The sequence below is a fragment of the Acetobacter oryzoeni genome (assembly GCF_004014775.2).
Taxonomy (GTDB): domain Bacteria; phylum Pseudomonadota; class Alphaproteobacteria; order Acetobacterales; family Acetobacteraceae; genus Acetobacter; species Acetobacter oryzoeni.
Genome location: NZ_CP042808.1, coordinates 899,199 through 919,054 on the forward strand (window position 1 = coordinate 899,199; position 19,856 = coordinate 919,054).

Genomic DNA, 19,856 nt, shown 5'->3' on the forward strand with positions numbered 1-19,856 from the left:
AAGGCCGGGGGTTTTTGTTTGTGCTGCAGAATGACGTAGACCCTAGTTTTTGTCCTTCTGAATAAACGAAGGCAGAAGCGGATTATCGGTTTGCATGGAATCTTTGCTGGGCAGGGAGGATGCATCCCACCCACCACCAAGCGCCTCAATGAGCGTCACGGAATCCAGAATACGGCTTTGCTGGATTTGCAGCGCCGTTTCCGCGTTGGAAAGGGCCGTTACTTCCGCCGTAATCACTGTGGTGTAAATCTGGGTGCCAGCCATGTACTGGTTGAAGGAAATCTGCACAGCCTTGTTGGCGGCTTCTACCGCAACAGCCTGCTGGTCGGCCTGGTCTGCCAGTACGCGCAGGTTGGCAAGCTGATCTTCCACCTGTTGCAGGGCGGTTAGCACTGTCTGGCGGTAGGCAGCTACGTAGTAATTATAATTGGTTTCGGCTTCACGCACGGCGGCAGTGCGTGCACCGCCTTCAAACAGGGTTTCCGTGGCGGAAGCCCCAAGCGCCCAAATACGGTTGGCCACCTGCACCAGTGCCCCCACTGGGTCACCACTGTAGGAGTAACTGGCTGTCAGTTTTACGTCCGGGTAAAAGGCGGCAAGGGCTGCGCCAATCTGGGCGTTATATTCTTCCATCCTGCGTTCTGCGGCAGAAACATCAGGCCGGCGTTGCAAAAGCTCGGAGGGCACAGCGACGGGAATGGCCGGAATATCCCGCGTAAGCGCACCATGTGGAATGGAAAGATCTGCCGGGGCCTTACCCATTAAAATGGCAATAGCGTGCTCATACCCAGCACGCGCGGCATCTGTTGCTGTGGCTTGGGCGCGGGTTTGTTCAAGCTGCGTTTTGGCCTGCATCAGGGTGGTGGGGTCGGCCGTGCCAGCGTCGTACTGGTTTTTGGTAATCTGGTAGGAGCGTTCGTAAAAATCTACGTTCTTTTGCAGCAGATCGTGCAGGCTGTCCTGATACCGCAGGTTGAAATAGGCGGTGGCCAACTGCGCCTGATAGGAGAGCTTGGCATTGGCCAGATCCGCCGCAGAAGCCTGAGCCTCGGTTACCTGAGCCTGAATCTGGCGGCGGATAGCGCCCCACAAATCCAGATCCCACGATGCTGAAGCACCCATGGCATAGGTGTTTTCTGTGGTGTTGGAGGCAACGGAGGAGGTTGTATCTCCGTAATTGATAATCGTGCCCGATGAGCGTGACCCACGGCCAGAGCTCTGCCGGTTGAAGGAGAGGGCACCGCTTAAGGTCGGATACAGTTGTGCCCGGATGGCGTTAATGGCGGCGCGGGCATTGCGGTATCTGGCCTCATACTGCGCCACGTTCTGGTTGTTGATTTCAACCTGAGATTCAAGCTGGTTCAACAACGGATCATTATACAGCGTCCACCACGCACCTTTGGGAATGGCCGCCAAACTGGGCTGCGCGTAGTTCCAGCCGGGGGCAGGCCGCAACTCCTTGAACTTGGGAGAGATAATGGCCGCGGGCCGCTTGTAATTGGGGCCAACCATGCAACCCATCAGCACTAGTGGCGCCATAAGGCTGGCAGCACGGCGGGACAGTTTTTTGTGTTTGAGCATCATGCTGGAAAAAGAAGGCGAAACCATCAGCTATCCTGCCGGGAGGTGCGAGAAAAGAAAGAGCGCAGGCGTATTTTCTGAACACGCAGCCGCCACGTATCAAGCGTAAGATAAATAACAGGGGTAGTGTAAAGCGTAAGGGCCTGACTGACGAGCAACCCACCCACAATGGCAATGCCCAACGGGTGACGCAGTTCTGCCCCATAGCCATTGGTGATCATAAGCGGCGCAGCCCCCAGTGCTGCGGCAGCGGATGTCATGATAATGGGGCGGAAGCGCAGCAGGCAGGCTGTACGAATGGCCTCAAGTGAAGACATGCCATGTTCGCGTTCTGCCACAAGGGCAAAATCCACCAGCATGATGGCGTTTTTCTTCACAATGCCAATCAGCAGGATCACCCCGATCATAGCGATGAGCGAGAACTCTTCACCAGCCAGTTGCAGCGCCAGCAGCGCGCCCACACCTGCAGAAGGCAGGGTGGAAAGAATGGTGAGCGGGTGCAGGTAGCTTTCGTACAGAATGCCCAGCACAATATACACGGCGCATAGGGCTGCCAGTATCAGCAGGGGCTCATCATTCACGGCTTTCTGGAACTGTGCGGCATTCCCCGCAAAGCTGCCGTGGATGGTGGAAGGCATGTGCAGCGTAACCTGAACCGCATTGATAATCTGCGTTGCCGTGCTGAGCGAAACCCCTTTGGCCAGATTGAAGGAAATGGTGGAAGCCACCGCCATACCCTGATGGTTGACCGAAAGGGGCGTGCGTGTCTGCACAATTTGCGAAACCAGGGTAAGCGGCACCATGCTTTCTGAGGATGTGCTGACGGCAGACCCGTTAGAAGCCCCGGCACCCCCAGCCAGTGCGTTGGCAATCTGGTTTTTGAAGGATTCCGAACTCAGTGAGGATGCTGAACTGTTGCCGGCTGCATCCAGCCCGGTCGTGTTGCGCACACGTATGGTGTTGGATTGTGTGCCACCGCCTGCTGTGCCGCCGGCCACACTCACCCATACCTGCATCAGGCTATGGGGGTTGGACCACAGCACCGGATCGGCTTCCATAACTACACGATACTGATTGAGCCTGTTGTAAATAACAGAGGCCGCACGTTGGCCGAAGGCATCATACAGCGTGTTGGAAAGCAACTGGGGCGTGATGCTGACACGTGCGGAGGTATCACGGTCTATATCCACGCTCATGGCGGAACCGCCTTGCTGCACGTCGGATGAAAGATCTGTCAGTTCCGTATGATGGCGGAGCTCACTTAGCAGTTTTTCAGTCCACGTATAAAGCTCGGAGGCGTTTTCACCCTCCAATGTATATTGGTAGGAGGCATTGCTCTGCCGGGCACCTGCACGTACGGCGCCCGGTTCCATCAGGAAGAAATCAGCCCCCACCAGTTTGCTCAGCCGCTTGCTGATACGGTTGATAAGGTCTGTTGGTGTATCGGAACGCTTACTTTTATCCTGCAACTGCAGGAACAGATTGGCTTGGTTGGATGAACCACGCCCGCCGATAAAGGAGGAAACACTCTGCACCTCCGGCTCTGCCAGAATAGCCTTTTGCACATCAGCCAGTTTTTTGCTGAGTGCGCCAAAAGAGATGGACTGATCGCCCTGCAAATGCCCCATGAGCAGGCCCGTATCTTCCACCGGGAAGAAGCCTTTGGGCATAAGGATAAACAGCGCCACAATGAGCACCAGCGTAAAAGGCAGGCTCAGCAACACCAGCTTGTTATGCCGCAGCGCCACATCCAGTGAATGTGCATATCCAGCCTGCAGTTTATCCAGCGCACGCGTAATGCGTGCCGCCACGCGGGCAGAAAGCGGAGGGTGTTCCTGTGTTTCAACCGCCGGAGCACGTGGGGCCAGCAGGTAAGCGGCCATCATGGGCGTAAGGGTGAGAGACAGCACCATGGAAATAATGATGGTGATGCTGACCGTCATGGCGAATTCGTGGAATAACCGGCCCGCAAGGCCACCCATCAGCAGAATGGGCAGAAAAACCGCAATCAGCGAAATGGAAATGGAGAAAACGGTAAACGCCACCTCGCCACTGCCTTTTATGGCAGCCTCACGCGGGGGAAGGCCTTGTTCTATGTAGCGGGCAATGTTTTCCACCACCACAATGGCATCATCCACCACAAAGCCGGTGGAAACCGTAAGCGCCATAAGGGACATGTTGTCCAGCGAATAGCCAAATAGCGCCATCACCCCAAACGTAGCTACAATGGAGGCTGGCACCACAATGGCGGGAATAAGCGTCATTCTGACAGAGTGCAGGAACAGCAGCACCATCAGCACAACCAGCACCACGGAAATAACCAGCGTAAGCTGTGTATCCGCCAAAGAGGCACGGATGGTAAGGGAACGATCAAGCCCCACATGCAAATCCACCCCACCGGGCAGGGCGGCCTTGAGCATGGGCAGTTTGGCGTTGATCTGATCCACCGTATGGATCACGTTGGCCCCAGCTTGTGGGAACACAACGGCAATAACGGAGTCCTGCCCGTTGTAATAGCCGGCGTTGCGCAGGTCTTCCACGCTGTCACGCACTTGGGCAATATCTGCCAACCGCACGGGCCGGTTATTGCGCCATGCAATAATCAGATCCCGATAATCCTGCGCCTTGCTGACCTGATCATTCGTATCCAGCGTAAAGCGCATGCCGCCTTGGTCAATAATACCTTTGGGGGTATGGGCATTGGCCGAGGCCAAGGCTGCGCGTACGTCTTCAAAGCTGATGCCATAACGGTAAAGCGGCAGGGGGTTTATTTCTGCACGGATAGCCGGCAGTGCACTCCCGCTGATTTCTACCTGCCCAACGCCCGCCACGGAGGAAAGATGCTGCACCAGCACGTTGGTGGCGTAATCATAAAGCTGCGGGCGCGTATGTGTATCTGATGTCAGGGTTAAAATCAGAATGGGCGCGCCGTTGGGGTTGGCTTTACGGTACGTTGGGTTTTGCCGCAGGGAGGAAGGCATATCCGCATGGGCGGCCTGAAGGGCGGCCTCCACATCTCGCGCAGCGCCGTTGATATCGCGCGAGAGGGAGAATTGCAGCATGATGCGCGTGGTGTTTTGTGAGGACTGTGACGTCATTTCCGTCACATCCGCAATCTGGCCCAGATGCCGTTCCAGCGGGGCCGCTACGGAGCTGGCAATTTCTTCGGGGCTGCCACCGGCCTGCGTGGCCTGCACCATAATAACCGGAAAATCCACATTCGGCAGGTCAGATACCGGCAATGTGCGGTAGCCTAAAATGCCCCCCAGCAACATGGCCACCGTAAGCAGAATGGTGGCCACGGGCCGGTCAATAAACAGCCGGCTTATGCTCATGGCGCGGAATGTCCATCAGCCGGAGGTGGGGCAGAAGGCTGGTTGTGCCGATGCCGCATGCTATTGAACTTATGGGCCAGCGTATCCAGCGCCAGATAGATAACCGGCGTGGTGAACAGCGTAAGCAATTGGGAGAGTGCCAACCCGCCAATAATGCTCAGCCCCAGAGGGTAACGCAGTTCCGAGCCCGTGCCGTGTGAGATTACCATAGGTACGGCGCCCAGCATGGCGGCAAGGGTTGTCATCAAAATAGGGCGAAAACGTAGTGTGGCGGCGGTGCGGATGGATTGCAGGGAGTCCATGCCATGCTCGCGCTCGGCTTCCAGCGCGAAGTCGATCATCATGATGGCGTTTTTCTTCACAATGCCAATCAGCAGCACAATGCCGATAATGCCCATAATATCCAGATCCACACCTGCAATCATCAGCGTCAGCAGCGCACCAATGGCGGCGGAGGGCAGGGTGGACAGAATGGTAACCGGGTGCACAAAGCTTTCGTAAAGAATACCCAGCACGATGTACACGGCTATCAGCGCCGCTGCCACAAGGAACAGTTCGTTGCTGAGCGAGCCTTCAAACGCTGCCGCCGTGCCTTGGAACGATGTCTGGAAAGCAGAGGGCAGCCCTATTTCCTTTTCCACCTTGCGAATGGCGGCCGTGGCATCCCCCAGCGCGTAACCATCGCTCAGATTGAAGGAAATGGTGGTGGCGGGGAACTGCCCAAAATGCGTAAGCAGCAGGGGCGCTGTTTCCTGCGTAACGGTGGTAACGGCAGCCAGCGGCACCAATCCGGAGGTGGGCGAACGTGTGGGGCCAGAAACACTTTCCCCCGAATTGCCGCTAATACCCGGCAGGTAAAGCTGGGAGAGTGAGGTAAGGTTGGTCTGGAACCGAGGGTCCGCTTCCAGAATAACGCGATACTGGTTGGACTGCGTATAGATGGTGGAAATCTGCCGCTGGCCAAAGCTGTCATACAGCACGTTATCAACGGTTTGCGGCGTGATGGAATAGCGCGCCCCGGTGGCTCTATCCAGCGTTACCTTTGCCACCAGCCCAGATGCCTGCAAATCCGATGTTACATCAGAAAGCGCAGGTTCCTGCTTCAGGCGGTCCAGCAGCTTTGGCACCCATATTTTAAAGGCGCTGTATTCCGGGTTTTCCAACAAAAACTGGTATTGCGTAGCCGTAACCGTTGTATCCAGAGAAAGGTCCTGAACAGGCTGCATATACAGTTTGATACCCGCTACCTGTGCGGTTTCATCTGCCAGCCGGCGGGCAATCTGTGCCGCAGTGCTTGTGCGATCATCATGCGGTTTGAGGTTGATGAGGAACCGGCCCTGATTGAGTGTTGCGTTCTGCCCATCCACCCCGACAAAGGAGGAGAGCGAGACCACATCCGGGTCCTTCAGCAGCACTTTGGCCAGTTCCTGCTGATGCAGCTTCATGCTCTCGAAAGAGATGGTTTGTGAGGCAACGGAGATGCCCTGAATAACCCCCGTATCCTGCGCGGGGAAAAAACCTTTGGGAATAACCCATGCCAGCACGCCCGTAAGCACCAGCGTACCTACAGCCACGCACAGAGTGAGCACGCGGTGGGCCAGCACCACATCCAGCATGCGGTCATACCCGGCAATCAGCTTTTCCGTATAGTCTTCCATCCGGGCAGACCAGCGCTGGAATGCCGTAGTGGCAGATCCGGCATCATGCACACGTTCGGAAAGAATGCGCGCACACATCATCGGCACCAGCGTAAGCGAGACCACGGCAGACAGAATGATGGTAACAGCCAGCGTAAGCGCAAATTCATGGAACAGGCGGCCCACCACATCGCCCATGAACAGCAGCGGAATCAGCACCGCAATCAGCGAAATTGTAAGCGAGATAATGGTAAAGCCAATTTCCCCGGCCCCTTTCAGGGCGGCTGTCATCCGGTCTTCTCCTGCTTCCACGTAGCGGGAGATGTTCTCGATCATGACAATGGCATCATCCACCACAAAGCCGGTGGCAATGGTCAGCGCCATGAGGGACAGATTATCCAGCGAGAAATCGAGCAGATACATCACCGCCAGCGTGCCGATAATGGAAAGCGGCACAGACAGGCTGGGAATAATGGTGGCTGGGATATTGCGCAGGAATACAAAAATAACCGCCACAACCAGCGCGAGGGATAAAAACAGTTCACCCTGCACATCGGAAACAGAGGCGCGGATGGTGGTTGTGCGGTCTGTTAACGGGGTAATATCAATGCCCGGAGGCAGCGTTTCCCGCAGGGCAGGCAGGGTAGCCTTTACGTTGTCCACCACAGAAATCACGTTGGCGCCGGGCTGGCGCTGCACGTTCATGATGAGTGCAGGTGTCAGGTTGGACCACGCCGCAAGCTGCGTGTTTTCTGCACCCACAACCACCGTTGCCACATCACGCAGGCGAATGGGGCCGTTGTTCTGATAGGCGATTACCTGATTAAGCAGCACATCTGCGCTGGTAATCTGCCCATCCACCTGCAACGTGGCGGCCTTTTGCGGGCCATCAAACGTACCGGTGGGGGAATTTACGTTCACGTTGCCAATGGTGGTGCGCAACGTGTCCAGATCCATGCCGTAGGAGGTCAGCTTGGGTATGTTCACGCGCACCCGAATGGCCTTGCGGTTACCACCAGAAAGCGTCACAAGCCCCACGCCGGAAATCTGGCTGATCTTTTGCGCCAGACGGGTATCCACGTAATCTTCCACTTCGGGCAGCGGAATGGTGGAGGATGTAATGCCCAGCGTAAGCACAGGTGTATCTGCCGGGTTTACCTTGGCGTAAACCGGAGGGGCTGGCAGATCTGTTGGCAGCAGAGAGTTGGCCTGGTTGATGGCGGCCTGAACTTCCTGCTCCGCCACATCCATGGAGGTATCAAGCGCAAAGCGCAGAGTAATAACCGATGCCCCACCAGATGAGCGTGATGTCATCTGGTCCAGCCCCGGCATCTGGCCGAACTGGGTTTCCAGCGGTGCGGTAACGGAGGTGGACATCACATCCGGCCCGGCGCCGGGGTAGAATGTTTCAACCGTAATGGTTGGGTAATCTACCTGAGGCAGGGCGGAAACGGGCAGAAAATGGTAGCCCAGCAGGCCAGCCATAAAAATGGCCAGCATAAGCAGAGTAGTGGCAACCGGCCTGCGAATAAAAAGGGCTGATGGGTTCACTTTGCCGCGTGATCCGATGCTGGAGTGGTTTGTGCAGGAATGGTGACTTTAATGCCGGCGCGCAGATGGTCTGTGCCATCTGTTACCACTCTGTCACCATCTTTTAGGCCGGTAGGTACAACAATGTTGTTGCCATCCGATGTGCCGGTGGTAACGGGCCGTACCTCAACAGTGTTATCGGCCTTTACAACGTAAACAAACTGGCCGGTGGGGCCGGTTTGCACTGCTGTGGTGGGCAGCAGCAGCACGTTATTAAGTGTTTTGACCAACAGGCGCGCATTTACAAACTGATTGGGGAACAGATGCTCATCCGTGTTGGGGAAGATGGCACGCAGGCGCACGGTGCCGGTGGAGGTATCTATCTCACTATCCAACGTGCTGACGGTGCCATCAGCAATTTTTTGCGTGTTGGAACTGTTCCATGCCTCTACAGGGAGAGACTTCTGGGTACGTAACTCTTCCGCCACTTCCGGCAGTTGGTCCTGCGGCAGTGTGAAGATGACGGAAATAGGCTGCATCTGCGTGAGAATGGCTAAGCCGCCAGATTGGCCCGCTGTAACGTAGTTGCCCTTATCCACGGCGCGTATGCCAATCCGGCCATCTACAGGCGCAATAATATGGCAGTAGGTGATCTGGAGCTTCTGGTTATCCACCAGTGCCTGATCGGATTTTACTGTGCCTTCCAGCTGCTGCACAACAAACTGCTGATCCTTGGCCGTTTTGGCATCAATACTGTCTTGCCGGATCAGGCGCTGGTAACGCGCGCTATCCACACGGGCCTGTGCAAGCTGGGCCTTGTCTGCGGCAAGCTGGCCTTCATATTGGGCCAGCAGCACCTCATAGGGGCGGGTATCTATCAGTGCCAGCAGATCGCCTTTGTGTACGTGCTGCCCTTCAGTAAACAGCACGTTCATCAGGTAGCCTTCCACGCGGGTCTGCACCGTTACGTTGGTAATGGGGACCACCGTGCCCAGTTCTGTAAACACCACGGGCATGGAACCACTATGCACCGTTTGCACGGCCACGGGCTGCGCTTGCGATGCATCCGCAGTGTGGTGTTTGCCTTTTTTATGCGTTCCGCTGCTGGTATCTCCGTGCGGGCGCAGGAACGCAAAGGCCAGTACGCACGCACCTGCCAGAGCTATGCCTGCAAGTAACATCCGTTTTTTACGGGGAGGGCGCGGAGATGGTGAAGACGGAGAAGCGGGAGAGGCTGGCTGATGTTCATCCATGTGGCGCGCTGCGTATTACCTGAAAATAAGGAGTGTTGGTTCAGACAGGAAAATAAAGGCCAGAATAAGGTTTTATAATCCATCTGAAGGAATTGATATGTGCCGGAAAGCAGAAAATCCTGCTTTCACCGTAAAACGTACCACATGGATATGGGAAGGGCTTGTTACGTTTTTTTAGTGCTTGTTGCCGCTCATGGAGGCCCCGGCAGAAGGCGCAAGGCTTGCCGCAAAAGGCACCGCCAGCAGAGATACAGCCCCAGTTACCAGAAAGCCGGCGGAAAAATCACCCAAAGTGGGTGTGGTGTGGCCATATATTTGCCCCAGCACCGTAAGCGTGCCCGCAGCAATACATATGCCAGCAGAAAGCATGATCTGCTGCATGGTGGAATACAGGCTGGTTGCTGCACTCATGCTGCTTGCAGGCACATCCGCGTAGGCAATGGTGTTGTAGGCGGAAAACTGGATAGCTTGCGCAGCGCCCGCACATGCCAGGATAAGTGAGAAAAGCCACAACGCATGCGGCAGCCGAAAGCTGGCCACCAATGTAAAAACAACAGCCGCAGAAACACCATTAAACATAAGCACTCTGCGGAAGCCCCAGCGTTTGAGAATGGCTGGCACAAAGGGGCGCGTTAGTAACGCCCCAATAGGCGCTGTAAATGTGACCAACCCGCTTTGTGCGGCATTCAGCCCCATACCGATTTGCAGGAAAGACGGCATAAGAAAAGGCAGAGACCCAACAGCCACGCGTGAGGCTGCGCCCGCAAAAACCGAAATCCGAAACGTGGGAATACGCATCAGCCGGAAGTCCAGCAATGGCGCGGGAATGCGAAAGGCGTGGATGCAGTAAATGGCCATCAAAAGGCAGCCAGCCCCCAGCATGGCCAAGCGCAAAGTAATAGAGCCTTCAGCGTGGCTGAACAGTTCTGCAAAAACAGAAAGCAGAGCCAACCCGCCACCGGCCAACACCATACCTTTCAAATCAAACGGCGGGGGAGTGGGTTCATAAATTTGTGGAATGAAGCGCCACGTCAGCCCCAGCCCAACCAACCCGATGGGAATGTTGAGGTAAAAGTTCCACCGCCATGAAAACCATGTGGTGATAAATCCACCCACCACCGGGCCTAGCAAGGGGCCAAGCGTGGCGGGCAGCATCATCCATGTCATGGTGCGTACAAGCTGATCACGCGGTGTGCTGCGGATAATCACCAGCCGCCCTATGGGCACCATAAGGGCACCACCAATGCCCTGTAGCGTGCGCATGCAGGCCAGAAAGGGCAGGGAGTTTGCCTGCGCACAAAGCAGGGAGCTGGTTACAAAAATGCAGATGGCCACCATCAGCACGGAGCGGCTGCCCAGCCTGTCTGCCAACGCGCCAGAAGCCGGTATGAAAATGGCCAGACCAATAATATACGATGTAAGTGCAACAGAGGTTGCAACTGTATCAACGTGTAAACTGTTAGCGATAGAAGGCAGAGCTGTTGCCAGAATGGTGCCATCAAGCTGTTCCATAAACATCATGGAGGCAACGATCAGGGCGGTGAACTGCGCTTTGGTCGGGCGTGGCATGCCTAGTCAGAAACGTGTTTTTGCGGTCTGATGCAACCTATGATCCTGCAAGCACTGTTTTGTTACGGCAAGCAGGCGGGCAGGATTGCACTCAAAGTTTAAGGAAAAAGTCATGGCTGAAGATAAAATCAAAAATGTTGAAAGCAAGGTTGAAGGCGCAGCAACAGATGCCAAAGGCCATGTGAAGGATGCCGTGGGTGGTCTGACAGGTAACATTGGCATGCAGGCTGAAGGCAAGTTCGATCAGTTTGCTGGCCACATGCAGCAGGATTTTGCAGACCTGTACGAAGAAGGTGAAGGCGTGCTGGAAAAGGCAGCCACCTTTGTGCGTGATAAACCCCTGCTTTCATTGGGTATTGTGTCTGCCATTGGCCTTGTTCTGGGCTGGCTGATCTTCCCCCGTCGCAAGCGTTCTTGAAAAATTAGTTTACCGGGACTCTTGCGCTCCTAGGTAAAAAAATGCTTCTCCTTCTCTGCGGAGTCGCAGTTGATGCGACTCGGTTAATTTAGCCGAGTCGCATCAAATGGATGGAAAGAGGGGCAATGCCGGACTTTACGCGGGAACAGCAACTGGGCGGCCGAGTGGCCGGGGTGGATGAAGTGGGCCGTGGCCCGCTGGCAGGCCCCGTGGTTGCTGCCGCAGTGGTGTTTGGCGCTGGTGTACCTGCTGATCTTGCCGCCGTTATTGATGATTCCAAAAAATTAAAACCAGCTGTGCGCGAAGCCATAGCGGAACGCCTGCCACAGGTGCCGGGTATTGAAATCGGCATTGGGGCGGCCTCCACTGCGGAAATCGATAAGCTGAACATCCACCATGCAGCCCATCTGGCCATGCAAAGGGCGGTAGGCCGCCTGCCGCGCCTGCCAGACCATGTGCTGGTGGATGGCAACAAGCTGCCGGATTTTGGCTGCGCTGCACAGGCCATTGTGGGCGGAGACAGGGTAAGCTTGTCTATTGCTGCGGCATCTATTGTGGCCAAGGTGGTGCGTGATCGCGCTATGGCCCGGCTGGATGCACGCTGGCCTGATTACGGCTGGGAGAAAAACGCGGGCTACGGCACGGCTGTTCATCGCAAGGCGCTGATCAGCGTGGGTATTACACCGCACCACAGAAAGACGTTCGGCACAGTGCGCCGGCAGCTAGAAGAACATTATTCGGCGGAGAAGCAGGTATGAGCGGCGCAAAATCAGCATCCATGGAACTCCCTCTTGATCAGATCCTCCGTGGTGAATGTGTGGAGACCATGCGCTCCCTGCCTTCTGGCTCTGTAGATTGCGTGTTTGCAGATCCGCCGTACAACCTTCAGCTGCGTGGGGAACTGCGCCGCCCGGATGATACGCTGGTGGACGGCGTGGATGATGATTGGGACAAATTCTCCGATCTGGAAGAATATGACCGCTTCACCCGTGCATGGTTGGCAGAAGCCCGCCGCGTGCTGCACAAGGATGGCACAATCTGGGTGATTGGCTCCTACCACAATATCTACCGCATTGGCGCCATTTTGCAGGATCTGGGCTTTTGGATTCTGAATGACATTGTGTGGCGTAAATCCAACCCCATGCCCAATTTCCGTGGTCGGCGCTTTACCAACGCGCATGAAACCCTCATCTGGGCCGCGCGTGGGCAGGATAGCCGCTACCGCTTTAACTATCAGGCCATGAAGGCCCTGAATGATGATGTGCAGATGCGCTCAGATTGGTATCTGCCCCTGTGCACAGGTAATGAACGCCTGCGGAATGAACACGGCCTGAAGCTGCATCCCACCCAAAAGCCGGAAAGCCTGCTGCACCGCGTGTTGCTGGCCTCCACCACAGTAAATGATGTTATTCTGGACCCATTCTCCGGCACGGGCACCACGGCTGCCATGGCACGCCGTTTGCGGCGGCACTTTATTGGTATTGAACGCCACCCGGATTACGTAGAAGCTGCCATGGCGCGTGTGGCTGCTGAAACACCGCTGGAAGCCGATGCCGTGCAGACCACACAGGACAAGCGCGAAGCCCCGCGTATTCCTTTTGGCTCATTGGTGGAGCAGGGAGTGATTGCCGCTGGCACAGTGGTGTGTGACAAAAAGCGCCGTGTGCATGCCACCGTTTCACCCGATGGCACGCTGGTAAATGGCACCAAGCGCGGCTCTATTCACAAGCTGGGTGCGCAGCTTACAAACGCCCCATCCTGCAATGGCTGGACATTCTGGCATTTTGAACGGGCAGGGGAACTGTTGCAGCTTGATGTGCTGCGGCAGGAAACACTCCAGAAAACAGCGCAGGCCTAACTGCGCTTCTTTCTGACAATCAAGAAAATACTTTAAAAACAGATATAAAAAGGCAGCTTTTTTAGCTGCCACCAAAGCCCAAAAAGCCAACAGAAGGCTGTGCAGTGCCGCCGGTGCTATCGTAACGCCGTTCTTGAATGCGCTTCTGTTCTTCCTGTTCATAACGGGCATTGTTGATGCCGCCAGAAACAACAGGTTCCGCGCCCCCATCATCCATGCTGCCACCGTAAGAACGCGGATTATCAGCCGGTGTGCGGAGGGAAAGCAGCAGGAAGGTAATGGGGTTTCGGTTGAGGTCGATAGACATATCCAGCGGTGTCTGGCCCAGAATATTATGCCCGTTCAGATCTGCCCCACGGTTAATGGCATCTTTTGCAGCAGAAATGCTGCCACGGTTGATGGCATCAAACAAAGCCGCTGTGGGTTCCACATCCTTGTTGGATTTATCCCCGTCATCTTCATCCAGACCTGATGCACCGGGAATATTGGTGGGCGGGGCGGCCCGTTTGGCAGCCTGTGCGTCTTCCGCCTTTTTGGCGTCTTCAGCTGCGGCTGCTTCATCGCCCCCTTGTGCCTGCGCCCAGACAGGAGAGGTGGCAAAGCAGGCAAAACTGCCCATAAGCATGGCAGAAGAAGCAAGGCGGCAGAAACGGGTCATTGTCTGTCCATCATTACACGTATGCGTCATGCTATCACACCGTATAATGGTGCGAAAGTGGAGAGACCGCACACCTCGCTCTTTCCCTGCTGGTATCAATTTCGGCCTTCACGCCACCATCCAGCAAAAAGGAAGGTGAGGGATAGCAGCAGCATGCTCCATGTTGGCAATAACGGCTCTGCACTTTTACCCGTAACAATATGTGCACCACGCTGCGGAAAGGCCAGCCAATCTGCGCCGTGCAGAGTGGTAGATTCTGCCATCCGAATGGTTGGTATGGCCAAATGCCCGGGTGCACCCAGCCAGAACACTCCTCCGCCCGATTGTTGCGCCATAGGTGCCAGCTTGGTGGCCGTGGCCCGTAAATCTGTCATTTCACGGATATCGCTTTGTACAGGGGCTGCGTAGGCAGTGTGTGCACCATCCGTTATCTGCCAAATGCCTGTTTCGTTTGCAGGCAAGGTTGCCGTTTGGCTGCCATCCTGCGGGGCGGCATGCAGGTGTAGCGTTGTATGTGTGCCCGAAGGTGCCGTAAGGGTTACATCAGGTGGTGTGGCTTCGGTGCTGATGCTGTGGCGTGTTACGGTTAACACGTTGTCGGTAATGCTGGCGGCCAGTTGTTCTTCTTCTAGCTCTGGCTCTTTCATGAGCCAATGGGAAATCCGGCGCAGCAATTCCGCCTGCGGTCCGCCACCACCTTCCCCGCGAGACCAAAGCCAGATCTGGTCAGAAAGCAAGAGGGCCACGCGGCCCTGATCTACCCGGTCCAACACCAGCAGGGGGGCGGCATCTGGCCCGCTCATCAGCACTTCACCATGTGTGCTGTCTGGCTTGAGGGCGCGGTACCATGGGCCCCATGCACCGGCAACGGTTGTTGTGCTATCCGGCACATTTGCATCTGGCGCCCCAGAGAGAGCCGCCGTTACAGGGTGTTGGCGGCCCTGAGCCGTTAACCGGGGGCGGAACTGGTGTTCCACCATGCCAGTTTCCAGTGGTACATGTGCGGGCAGTACATCGCCCACAGGTGTTTCCTGAAGTGATCCGGAGCCTACAAACTCCGGCCCGGCTGTCAGCAACAGCCCGCCACCACGGCGCACAAAATTGGCAATGTTTTCCAAATAACTGTGGGGCAGAATGCTACGGTTTTCAAAACCATCCAGAATAATCAGGTCAAACTGGTTGATCTTGTCCTGAAACAGTTCCTTTACGGGAAAAGCAATCAAAGCCAGATCAGATAGCGGCGTGCCATCATCTTTTTCTGGTGGGCGCAAAATGGTGAAGTGAATGAGATCCACCGCAGGGTCGGCTTTCAGCAGCCTACGCCAGACACGTTCCCCTTGGTTGGGTGTGCCGGAAATCAGCAAAACCCGCAGCCTATCCCGAATGCCCATAATATGGGTGATGCTCTGATTATTCAGTTGTGAGACTTCCCCCTCTAAAGGAGAAACCGAAAGGCTGATGAGCATCTGCCCCGGTCGGGCAACGGGAATACTGATATCCTGCGGCGTGCCTGTAACAACAGGAATAACCACAGGTTCTTCCCCATTTACACGCAGGGTCAGTTCTGCTGGCGTGCCGGTGTGCGTGTTGGGGCCGGAATCTTCGGCCAATACGCGCAAATGTGCAGGTTGCCCGGCAATAGCGTAGGGCGGTGCTTCCAGTATCTGGAGCTTGCGGTCTGTTTCCTCACCTTTGGCAGTCAGCACCACATGCAGGGGCAGGGTGGTTTGTTCCCCCGTAGCGGTGCGCGGGCGCAGGCGATCAGGCAGGTTGGCCGGAACATCAGCTACCTGACCGTCTGTAACCATCATGGCGCCAGCAAGCTGATCGGGCGGGATATCTGCCGCGGCCTGATCTAATGCCTCAAACAGGCGTGTGCCATCATGCCCGTTCTGGCGCACTGTAATGGTGCGAATATTCAGCCCATCCACCTGCATATGCGCCAATGCATCCGCAGCCTGCCGGGCAATAGCCGCCCGCTGCCCGATAGACATGGAGGGGGATTGATCTACCAGCATCAGGGCGGTTTGGGGCAGGCTATGCCAGCTTTCACGCAGGTGCTGCGGGCCTGCCAGCCAGAACAGAAGTGAGGCAAGTGCGGCCAGGCGCAACAAGGCCCCGCGCGCGCCGTTATACAGGCTCCACGCACAAAGAAGCACGCCCGCAACGCCAAGCACAGCCAGCAGCCATAAAGGCAGCAATGGCGCAAAACCGATAGATTGCATCAAACTGTTCATCATGGCCGGTCTTCCAGCCGTTTCAGAAGCATGGGCACGTGTACCTGGTCCGCCTTGTAGCTGCCGGTAAGCGCGTAAATGACAATATTCAGCCCAAAGCGATAGGCCTGCACACGCTGCTCCGCCCCACCGGGAATAACCGCAAAGGGCGTGTTGCCAGATGGATCAACCGCCCACGCATGTGCCCAATCTGCCGAGCCGATAATGATGGGGCTGACTTCATCATTCCCCGCATCACCTTCACGCGCCACCCATATGGGCTGGCCAGCATAGCGGCCCGGAAAATCATGCAGCAGGTAAAAGGTATGTGCCAGCAGGTGATGGTCATTCATGGTCACAAGTGGTGGCACTGTCAGCCCTGTTGTGGCACGGCGCAGGGCGGCGCGTGTGCCCGGGGCATCGCCGGCAAAGCTGGCATCATCTGAGGTGCTGTCTGGTGTGTCCTGCCCTTGGGTATCAATCAGCAAAATACCACCATGCGCCATAAAGCGGTTGAGTGCGGCTATCATGGCGGGGGAGGCATGGGCATCTGGCGTAATGGGCCAGTATAGCAATGGGTAATACGCCAGATCATCCGTTTCGGGGTGCACGCCATCAGGGTGGCCCAGCACGGCAGATGTGCGGGCATTGGTGAAATCTGCCAGTCCCTGAAGCCCTTGGCGGGAGGCCTCATCTACATCTGCATGCCCCGTTAAAATATAGGCCAGACGTGTTTCAAGTGCCGCTCCGGGCACGGGGGGCGTAGCTTGCGGCGCAGGGGCAAGTGGCTGTGTATCTGCTGCATGGGCAGGAACAGCCATACCAAGCAGCATGCCCCCCATAACCATGGCGGCCACGTTGGTGCGTTTGGGCGCCAAAAATCCCTTACGCATGAGTAGCGCCAAAGCACCATCAAGCAACAACAGAACAAGAGCAGCCAGAAGGCAGAAGCGCCCAAGCGGCACATCCGGCTGTTGGCCTGCGGGGTCTGTAATAACCCCCACAGCACTTTCAGAATGCAGCGCGGTAATATGATCTGCTGCATTCAAGGCGCGGCGGCCAGAACCGGGGCCATACAGGCCGGGTGGGTGCGCGGGGGATACATCCGTGGTGGCAAAGGCAGAGGCTTTCAGGCCACGAGCATATGGTGGCGGAGAGCCAGCAACGCCTGCGCCATCAAGCGTAAGGGCTGGCTGCAATATGGCATCATCCGCAGGTACGCTCACGCCGTTTGCGTGGTCTGTCAGCCGTTGCAGCATGGAGACAAACAACCCGGAAAGCGGCAGGTTAGACCAATCCGTGGTGCTGCTGACATGGAACAGTACAATCTCTCCCTTGCCCAACGTTGCGTGCGTTACCAGTGGCGTACCATCTGCCAGTCGGGCCCATGTATGTTCAGTCAGTGTAGCGGAGGGACGGGCCAGAACCTGCCGTGAGACCGTAACATCATTGGGGGGCACCAACCCGGCAAAGGGAGAGGTTGCATCAAACTGAGCAAGTTTTTGTGGCGTGCCCCATGTCATGGAACCGCCAAGTTGGCGTGCGCCATCCAGCAAGGCAACGGGCAGCAGGTCTTGTGTAGGTGGCTGGGTGTTTTCGCTTTCTGCGCTTTCGGCAGCCTCATCATGCTGAGCACCGGCAAGGGCTGGGCCAGCAAAGCGGATAAGCGTGCCGCCATTTTTCACCCATTCGCGCACTTTTTCCCGTGTTTCCGGGTCTGCCAACGTGCCATCGGGCGCGATTAAAACAGAAAGTGGGCGGCTTAAAAGAGCTGTTGGCGTGCCTTCATGCAATTCGGCAGAAGGTGCAAGGGCGCGGCGCAGATAGAACAAAGACCCCACCAAAGGTGTATCTGCGCCACCAGAAGCCAGAAGGCCGACCGGATGCAGGCGGCTGCTTTCATCCATCAGCACCGTGGTGGCCGCGCTGGCCGTGCCCGCAAGTGTAAGCGTGTCTATACGGTTACGCACAGCGGCTGGCAGGTTTACCGAAATATCGGCATAGGCGGATTGTGCGGGCAGGGTTACGGGCACAACAGCCAGCGTGCCACCATCTTGCGTGTGTGCAACAACGTTAAAGGCGCGTGGAGCCGCCGTTGGCATTGCCACCAAGCGGGCCATGACGTTACTGCCTTTATCGGCCATTGGCACCAAAGCCACAGCATTTTGGTGTGGAAAGCGCACTTCGCGCACATGGCCTAAACTTTGCAGGGCGTGCGTAAAGGCATTATCGCCGGGGGTGGCTATGCCATCCGCCAGATACAGAACGCTGCCAAATGCCTGTGCTGTCAGATGTTCCAGTGTATGAGCGGAAGCTGATCGATCCACTTGCCAAGGTTCGGGCCGCAGCGCGTTCAAGTGCTGCCGTACCTGTGCAACTGGCAGAGGGGCGAGGTTTTCTGCAGCGGATGTTTCTGCTTCTGGTGCGGTTGTCAGCAACAGCACAGGGCGTTTGGCGCGCTCGGCATCATCCAGAAGGTTTTGTGCAGTAGCTAGCCGTTCGTTCCAGTCTGCGGCGCTGAACATGCCGTTATCTATAACAAGCAGCACCGGGCCAGAGCCTTGCTGGGCGGCATTATGCCCCGGCAGCACAGGCCGGGCAAGGCCAAACACCAACAAGGTAACAGCCAAAAGGCGCAACAGCAGCAACCAGAGCGGAGAGCGTGCGACTTCGGTCTGGCGTGGTTTCAGGCTGGCCAGCAGTTTTACGGGCGGAAATGCCTGTTGGCGTGGGCGCGGCGGTGTTGCACGCACAAGCCACCACACCAGTGGCAGCGTAAGAAGCCCCAGCAGGGCAAGGGGAGCCAGAAATATCATACCCGGCGGCCCATCAGATTATGCAGGGCCAACAGTGTGGGTGTGGCTGGGGTATCTGTTACATGGCAAAGATAATCATGCCCAAGGCTTACGGCCATTTGTTCAATCTGGCCGCTGCGTGCTGATGCCAGATGGGTGTAATCTGCACGCAATGTTTGCACATGGGGCAGCTCTATGGGCGGTTCGCCTTCCAGCCCCGTAAATTCAACACGCCCTTCATAGGGGAGTGAAAGTTCGGCCGGGTCTGCAATATGCAGCACATGCGTACGCACACCACGGGCCGCGCATTGATGGAGCAGCCCACGCAGGGCGTCTGTTTCGCACAGCAGATCACTGGCCAGCAGCAAATGCGCGTGGCGCGGTAATGCGGCTGCGGCGGGTAGGGCATTTTTTTGCGGTGTGGATGCCTGAAATACTAAAGCCAATGCCAGACGTTCCAGCAGGCTGCCACCAGAAGGCAAATGCACCATGCCAGAGGAGGAAAGCAGGCGAATGCGCTCTCCTCCGCGGGCAAGAGCGGCGGCCATTGCCAGCGTAAGCAGAATGGCGCTTTCCAACTTGGTGAGAATGTTGGTGCGGGATTGCCAGTTCATGGAACCAGAAAGATCACACCATAACAGAATGGTTTGCGCGCTTTCGGCTTCTGTTTCGCGCACATAGGCGTGGGTGCTACGGGCAGATTGTCGCCAGTCTATGTGCGCGGCAGGTTCCCCCGGTTGGGCCGGGCGATATTGCCAGAAGGTATCGCCCCATCCCGCACGCTGTTGCGGGTGCTGCCCGGCTGCTAGCGTGGCGGCTGTGCGGTTGGCCTGCACAATCAGATCGGGCATGCGTGCTGCCAAAGCCTGCGCCTGTTGGGTAAGGGCAGCAGGTTGCCCGATGGCAACAGACGCATCTGCCTGCATGGCAAAATGCGGTGCCTGTGTGGTGCCAGCCTTATTGCGGCGGAATGCGGCGGTAAGAAAAGATGGGCCGCGCAATGGCT

General features: G+C 56.6%; 12 protein-coding genes. 3 read left to right on the top strand and 9 right to left on the bottom strand.

Going from position 1 to position 19,856, the window contains the following annotated elements:
• Window positions 1-42: 42 nt before the first annotated feature.
• The 5 genes from EOV40_RS04365 to EOV40_RS04385 all read right to left on the bottom strand — a co-directional run bounded on the left by EOV40_RS04365 (window position 43) and on the right by EOV40_RS04385 (window position 10,905).
• The gene (locus tag EOV40_RS04365) at window positions 43-1,608 is read right to left on the bottom strand and encodes an efflux transporter outer membrane subunit (protein WP_128105135.1); all 1,566 of its coding nucleotides are present in this window, start codon (window positions 1,606-1,608) and stop codon (window positions 43-45) included.
• A complete protein-coding gene (locus tag EOV40_RS04370; protein ID WP_128105136.1) occupies window positions 1,608-4,916 on the bottom strand; it encodes an efflux RND transporter permease subunit in 3,309 nt (1,102 codons plus the stop codon). Before EOV40_RS04370 ends, EOV40_RS04365 begins: the two co-directional genes overlap by 1 nt.
• The gene (locus tag EOV40_RS04375; RefSeq protein WP_128105137.1) at window positions 4,913-8,104 is read right to left on the bottom strand and encodes an efflux RND transporter permease subunit; all 3,192 of its coding nucleotides are present in this window, start codon (window positions 8,102-8,104) and stop codon (window positions 4,913-4,915) included. The genes EOV40_RS04370 and EOV40_RS04375 overlap by 4 nt, the downstream gene beginning before the upstream one ends.
• Window positions 8,101-9,336 carry an efflux RND transporter periplasmic adaptor subunit gene (locus tag EOV40_RS04380; protein WP_050819573.1) on the bottom strand — a complete coding sequence of 412 codons (1,236 nt, stop codon included), beginning with the start codon at window positions 9,334-9,336 and terminating at the stop codon, window positions 8,101-8,103. The genes EOV40_RS04375 and EOV40_RS04380 overlap by 4 nt, the downstream gene beginning before the upstream one ends.
• 174 nt (window positions 9,337-9,510) lie before the next feature.
• On the bottom strand, window positions 9,511-10,905 hold the full coding sequence (locus tag EOV40_RS04385; RefSeq protein WP_128105138.1) for an MFS transporter: 1,395 nt from the start codon (window positions 10,903-10,905) through the stop codon (window positions 9,511-9,513).
• Window positions 10,906-11,017: 112 nt separating this feature from the next.
• On the opposite strand from EOV40_RS04385, the gene EOV40_RS04390 reads away from it, so the two are divergent.
• The 3 genes from EOV40_RS04390 (at window position 11,018) to EOV40_RS04400 (ending at window position 13,181) form a co-directional block, all read left to right on the top strand.
• The gene (locus EOV40_RS04390) at window positions 11,018-11,323 is read left to right on the top strand and encodes a CsbD family protein (RefSeq protein WP_003628207.1); all 306 of its coding nucleotides are present in this window, start codon (window positions 11,018-11,020) and stop codon (window positions 11,321-11,323) included.
• A gap of 110 nt (window positions 11,324-11,433) precedes the next feature.
• Entirely contained in the window at window positions 11,434-12,081 is a 648-nt protein-coding gene (locus EOV40_RS04395) for a ribonuclease HII (RefSeq protein ID WP_080986775.1), read from the top strand.
• Window positions 12,078-13,181, top strand: coding sequence for a site-specific DNA-methyltransferase (locus EOV40_RS04400; RefSeq protein ID WP_003622780.1), 1,104 nt, complete (start codon window positions 12,078-12,080; stop codon window positions 13,179-13,181). The genes EOV40_RS04395 and EOV40_RS04400 overlap by 4 nt, the downstream gene beginning before the upstream one ends.
• Before the next feature lie 61 nt (window positions 13,182-13,242).
• Here the strand turns inward: EOV40_RS04400 and EOV40_RS04405 are convergent, their stop codons facing one another.
• Genes EOV40_RS04405 through EOV40_RS04420 form a run of 4 tightly spaced genes read right to left on the bottom strand, consistent with a single transcriptional unit; the run spans window position 13,243 to window position 19,851 of the window.
• Window positions 13,243-13,911, bottom strand: coding sequence for an ankyrin repeat domain-containing protein (locus tag EOV40_RS04405; RefSeq protein WP_128105139.1), 669 nt, complete (start codon window positions 13,909-13,911; stop codon window positions 13,243-13,245).
• A 23-nt stretch (window positions 13,912-13,934) separates the two neighbouring features.
• Complete coding sequence (locus tag EOV40_RS04410) at window positions 13,935-16,079, bottom strand: VWA domain-containing protein (protein ID WP_128105140.1); 2,145 nt, start codon at window positions 16,077-16,079, stop codon at window positions 13,935-13,937.
• On the bottom strand, window positions 16,076-18,871 hold the full coding sequence (locus EOV40_RS04415; RefSeq protein ID WP_128105141.1) for a DUF4159 domain-containing protein: 2,796 nt from the start codon (window positions 18,869-18,871) through the stop codon (window positions 16,076-16,078). The genes EOV40_RS04410 and EOV40_RS04415 overlap by 4 nt, the downstream gene beginning before the upstream one ends.
• A complete protein-coding gene (locus EOV40_RS04420) occupies window positions 18,868-19,851 on the bottom strand; it encodes a DUF58 domain-containing protein (protein ID WP_128105142.1) in 984 nt (327 codons plus the stop codon). Before EOV40_RS04420 ends, EOV40_RS04415 begins: the two co-directional genes overlap by 4 nt.
• Window positions 19,852-19,856 lie beyond the last annotated feature (5 nt).

Bases quoted from the DNA above. Each gene is read 5' to 3' on its own strand.
- EOV40_RS04410 (WP_128105140.1), bottom strand. From the start codon at position 16,079: ATGATGAACAGTTTGATGCAATCTATCGGTTTTGCGCCATTGCTGCCT.
- EOV40_RS04385 (WP_128105138.1), bottom strand. From the start codon at position 10,905: ATGCCACGCCCGACCAAAGCGCAGTTCACCGCCCTGATCGTTGCCTCC.
- EOV40_RS04415 (WP_128105141.1), bottom strand. From the start codon at position 18,871: ATGATATTTCTGGCTCCCCTTGCCCTGCTGGGGCTTCTTACGCTGCCA.
- EOV40_RS04370 (WP_128105136.1), bottom strand. From the start codon at position 4,916: ATGAGCATAAGCCGGCTGTTTATTGACCGGCCCGTGGCCACCATTCTG.
- EOV40_RS04365 (WP_128105135.1), bottom strand. From the start codon at position 1,608: ATGGTTTCGCCTTCTTTTTCCAGCATGATGCTCAAACACAAAAAACTG.
- EOV40_RS04400 (WP_003622780.1), top strand. From the start codon at position 12,078: ATGAGCGGCGCAAAATCAGCATCCATGGAACTCCCTCTTGATCAGATC.
- EOV40_RS04380 (WP_050819573.1), bottom strand. From the start codon at position 9,336: ATGGATGAACATCAGCCAGCCTCTCCCGCTTCTCCGTCTTCACCATCT.
- EOV40_RS04390 (WP_003628207.1), top strand. From the start codon at position 11,018: ATGGCTGAAGATAAAATCAAAAATGTTGAAAGCAAGGTTGAAGGCGCA.
- EOV40_RS04395 (WP_080986775.1), top strand. From the start codon at position 11,434: ATGGAAAGAGGGGCAATGCCGGACTTTACGCGGGAACAGCAACTGGGC.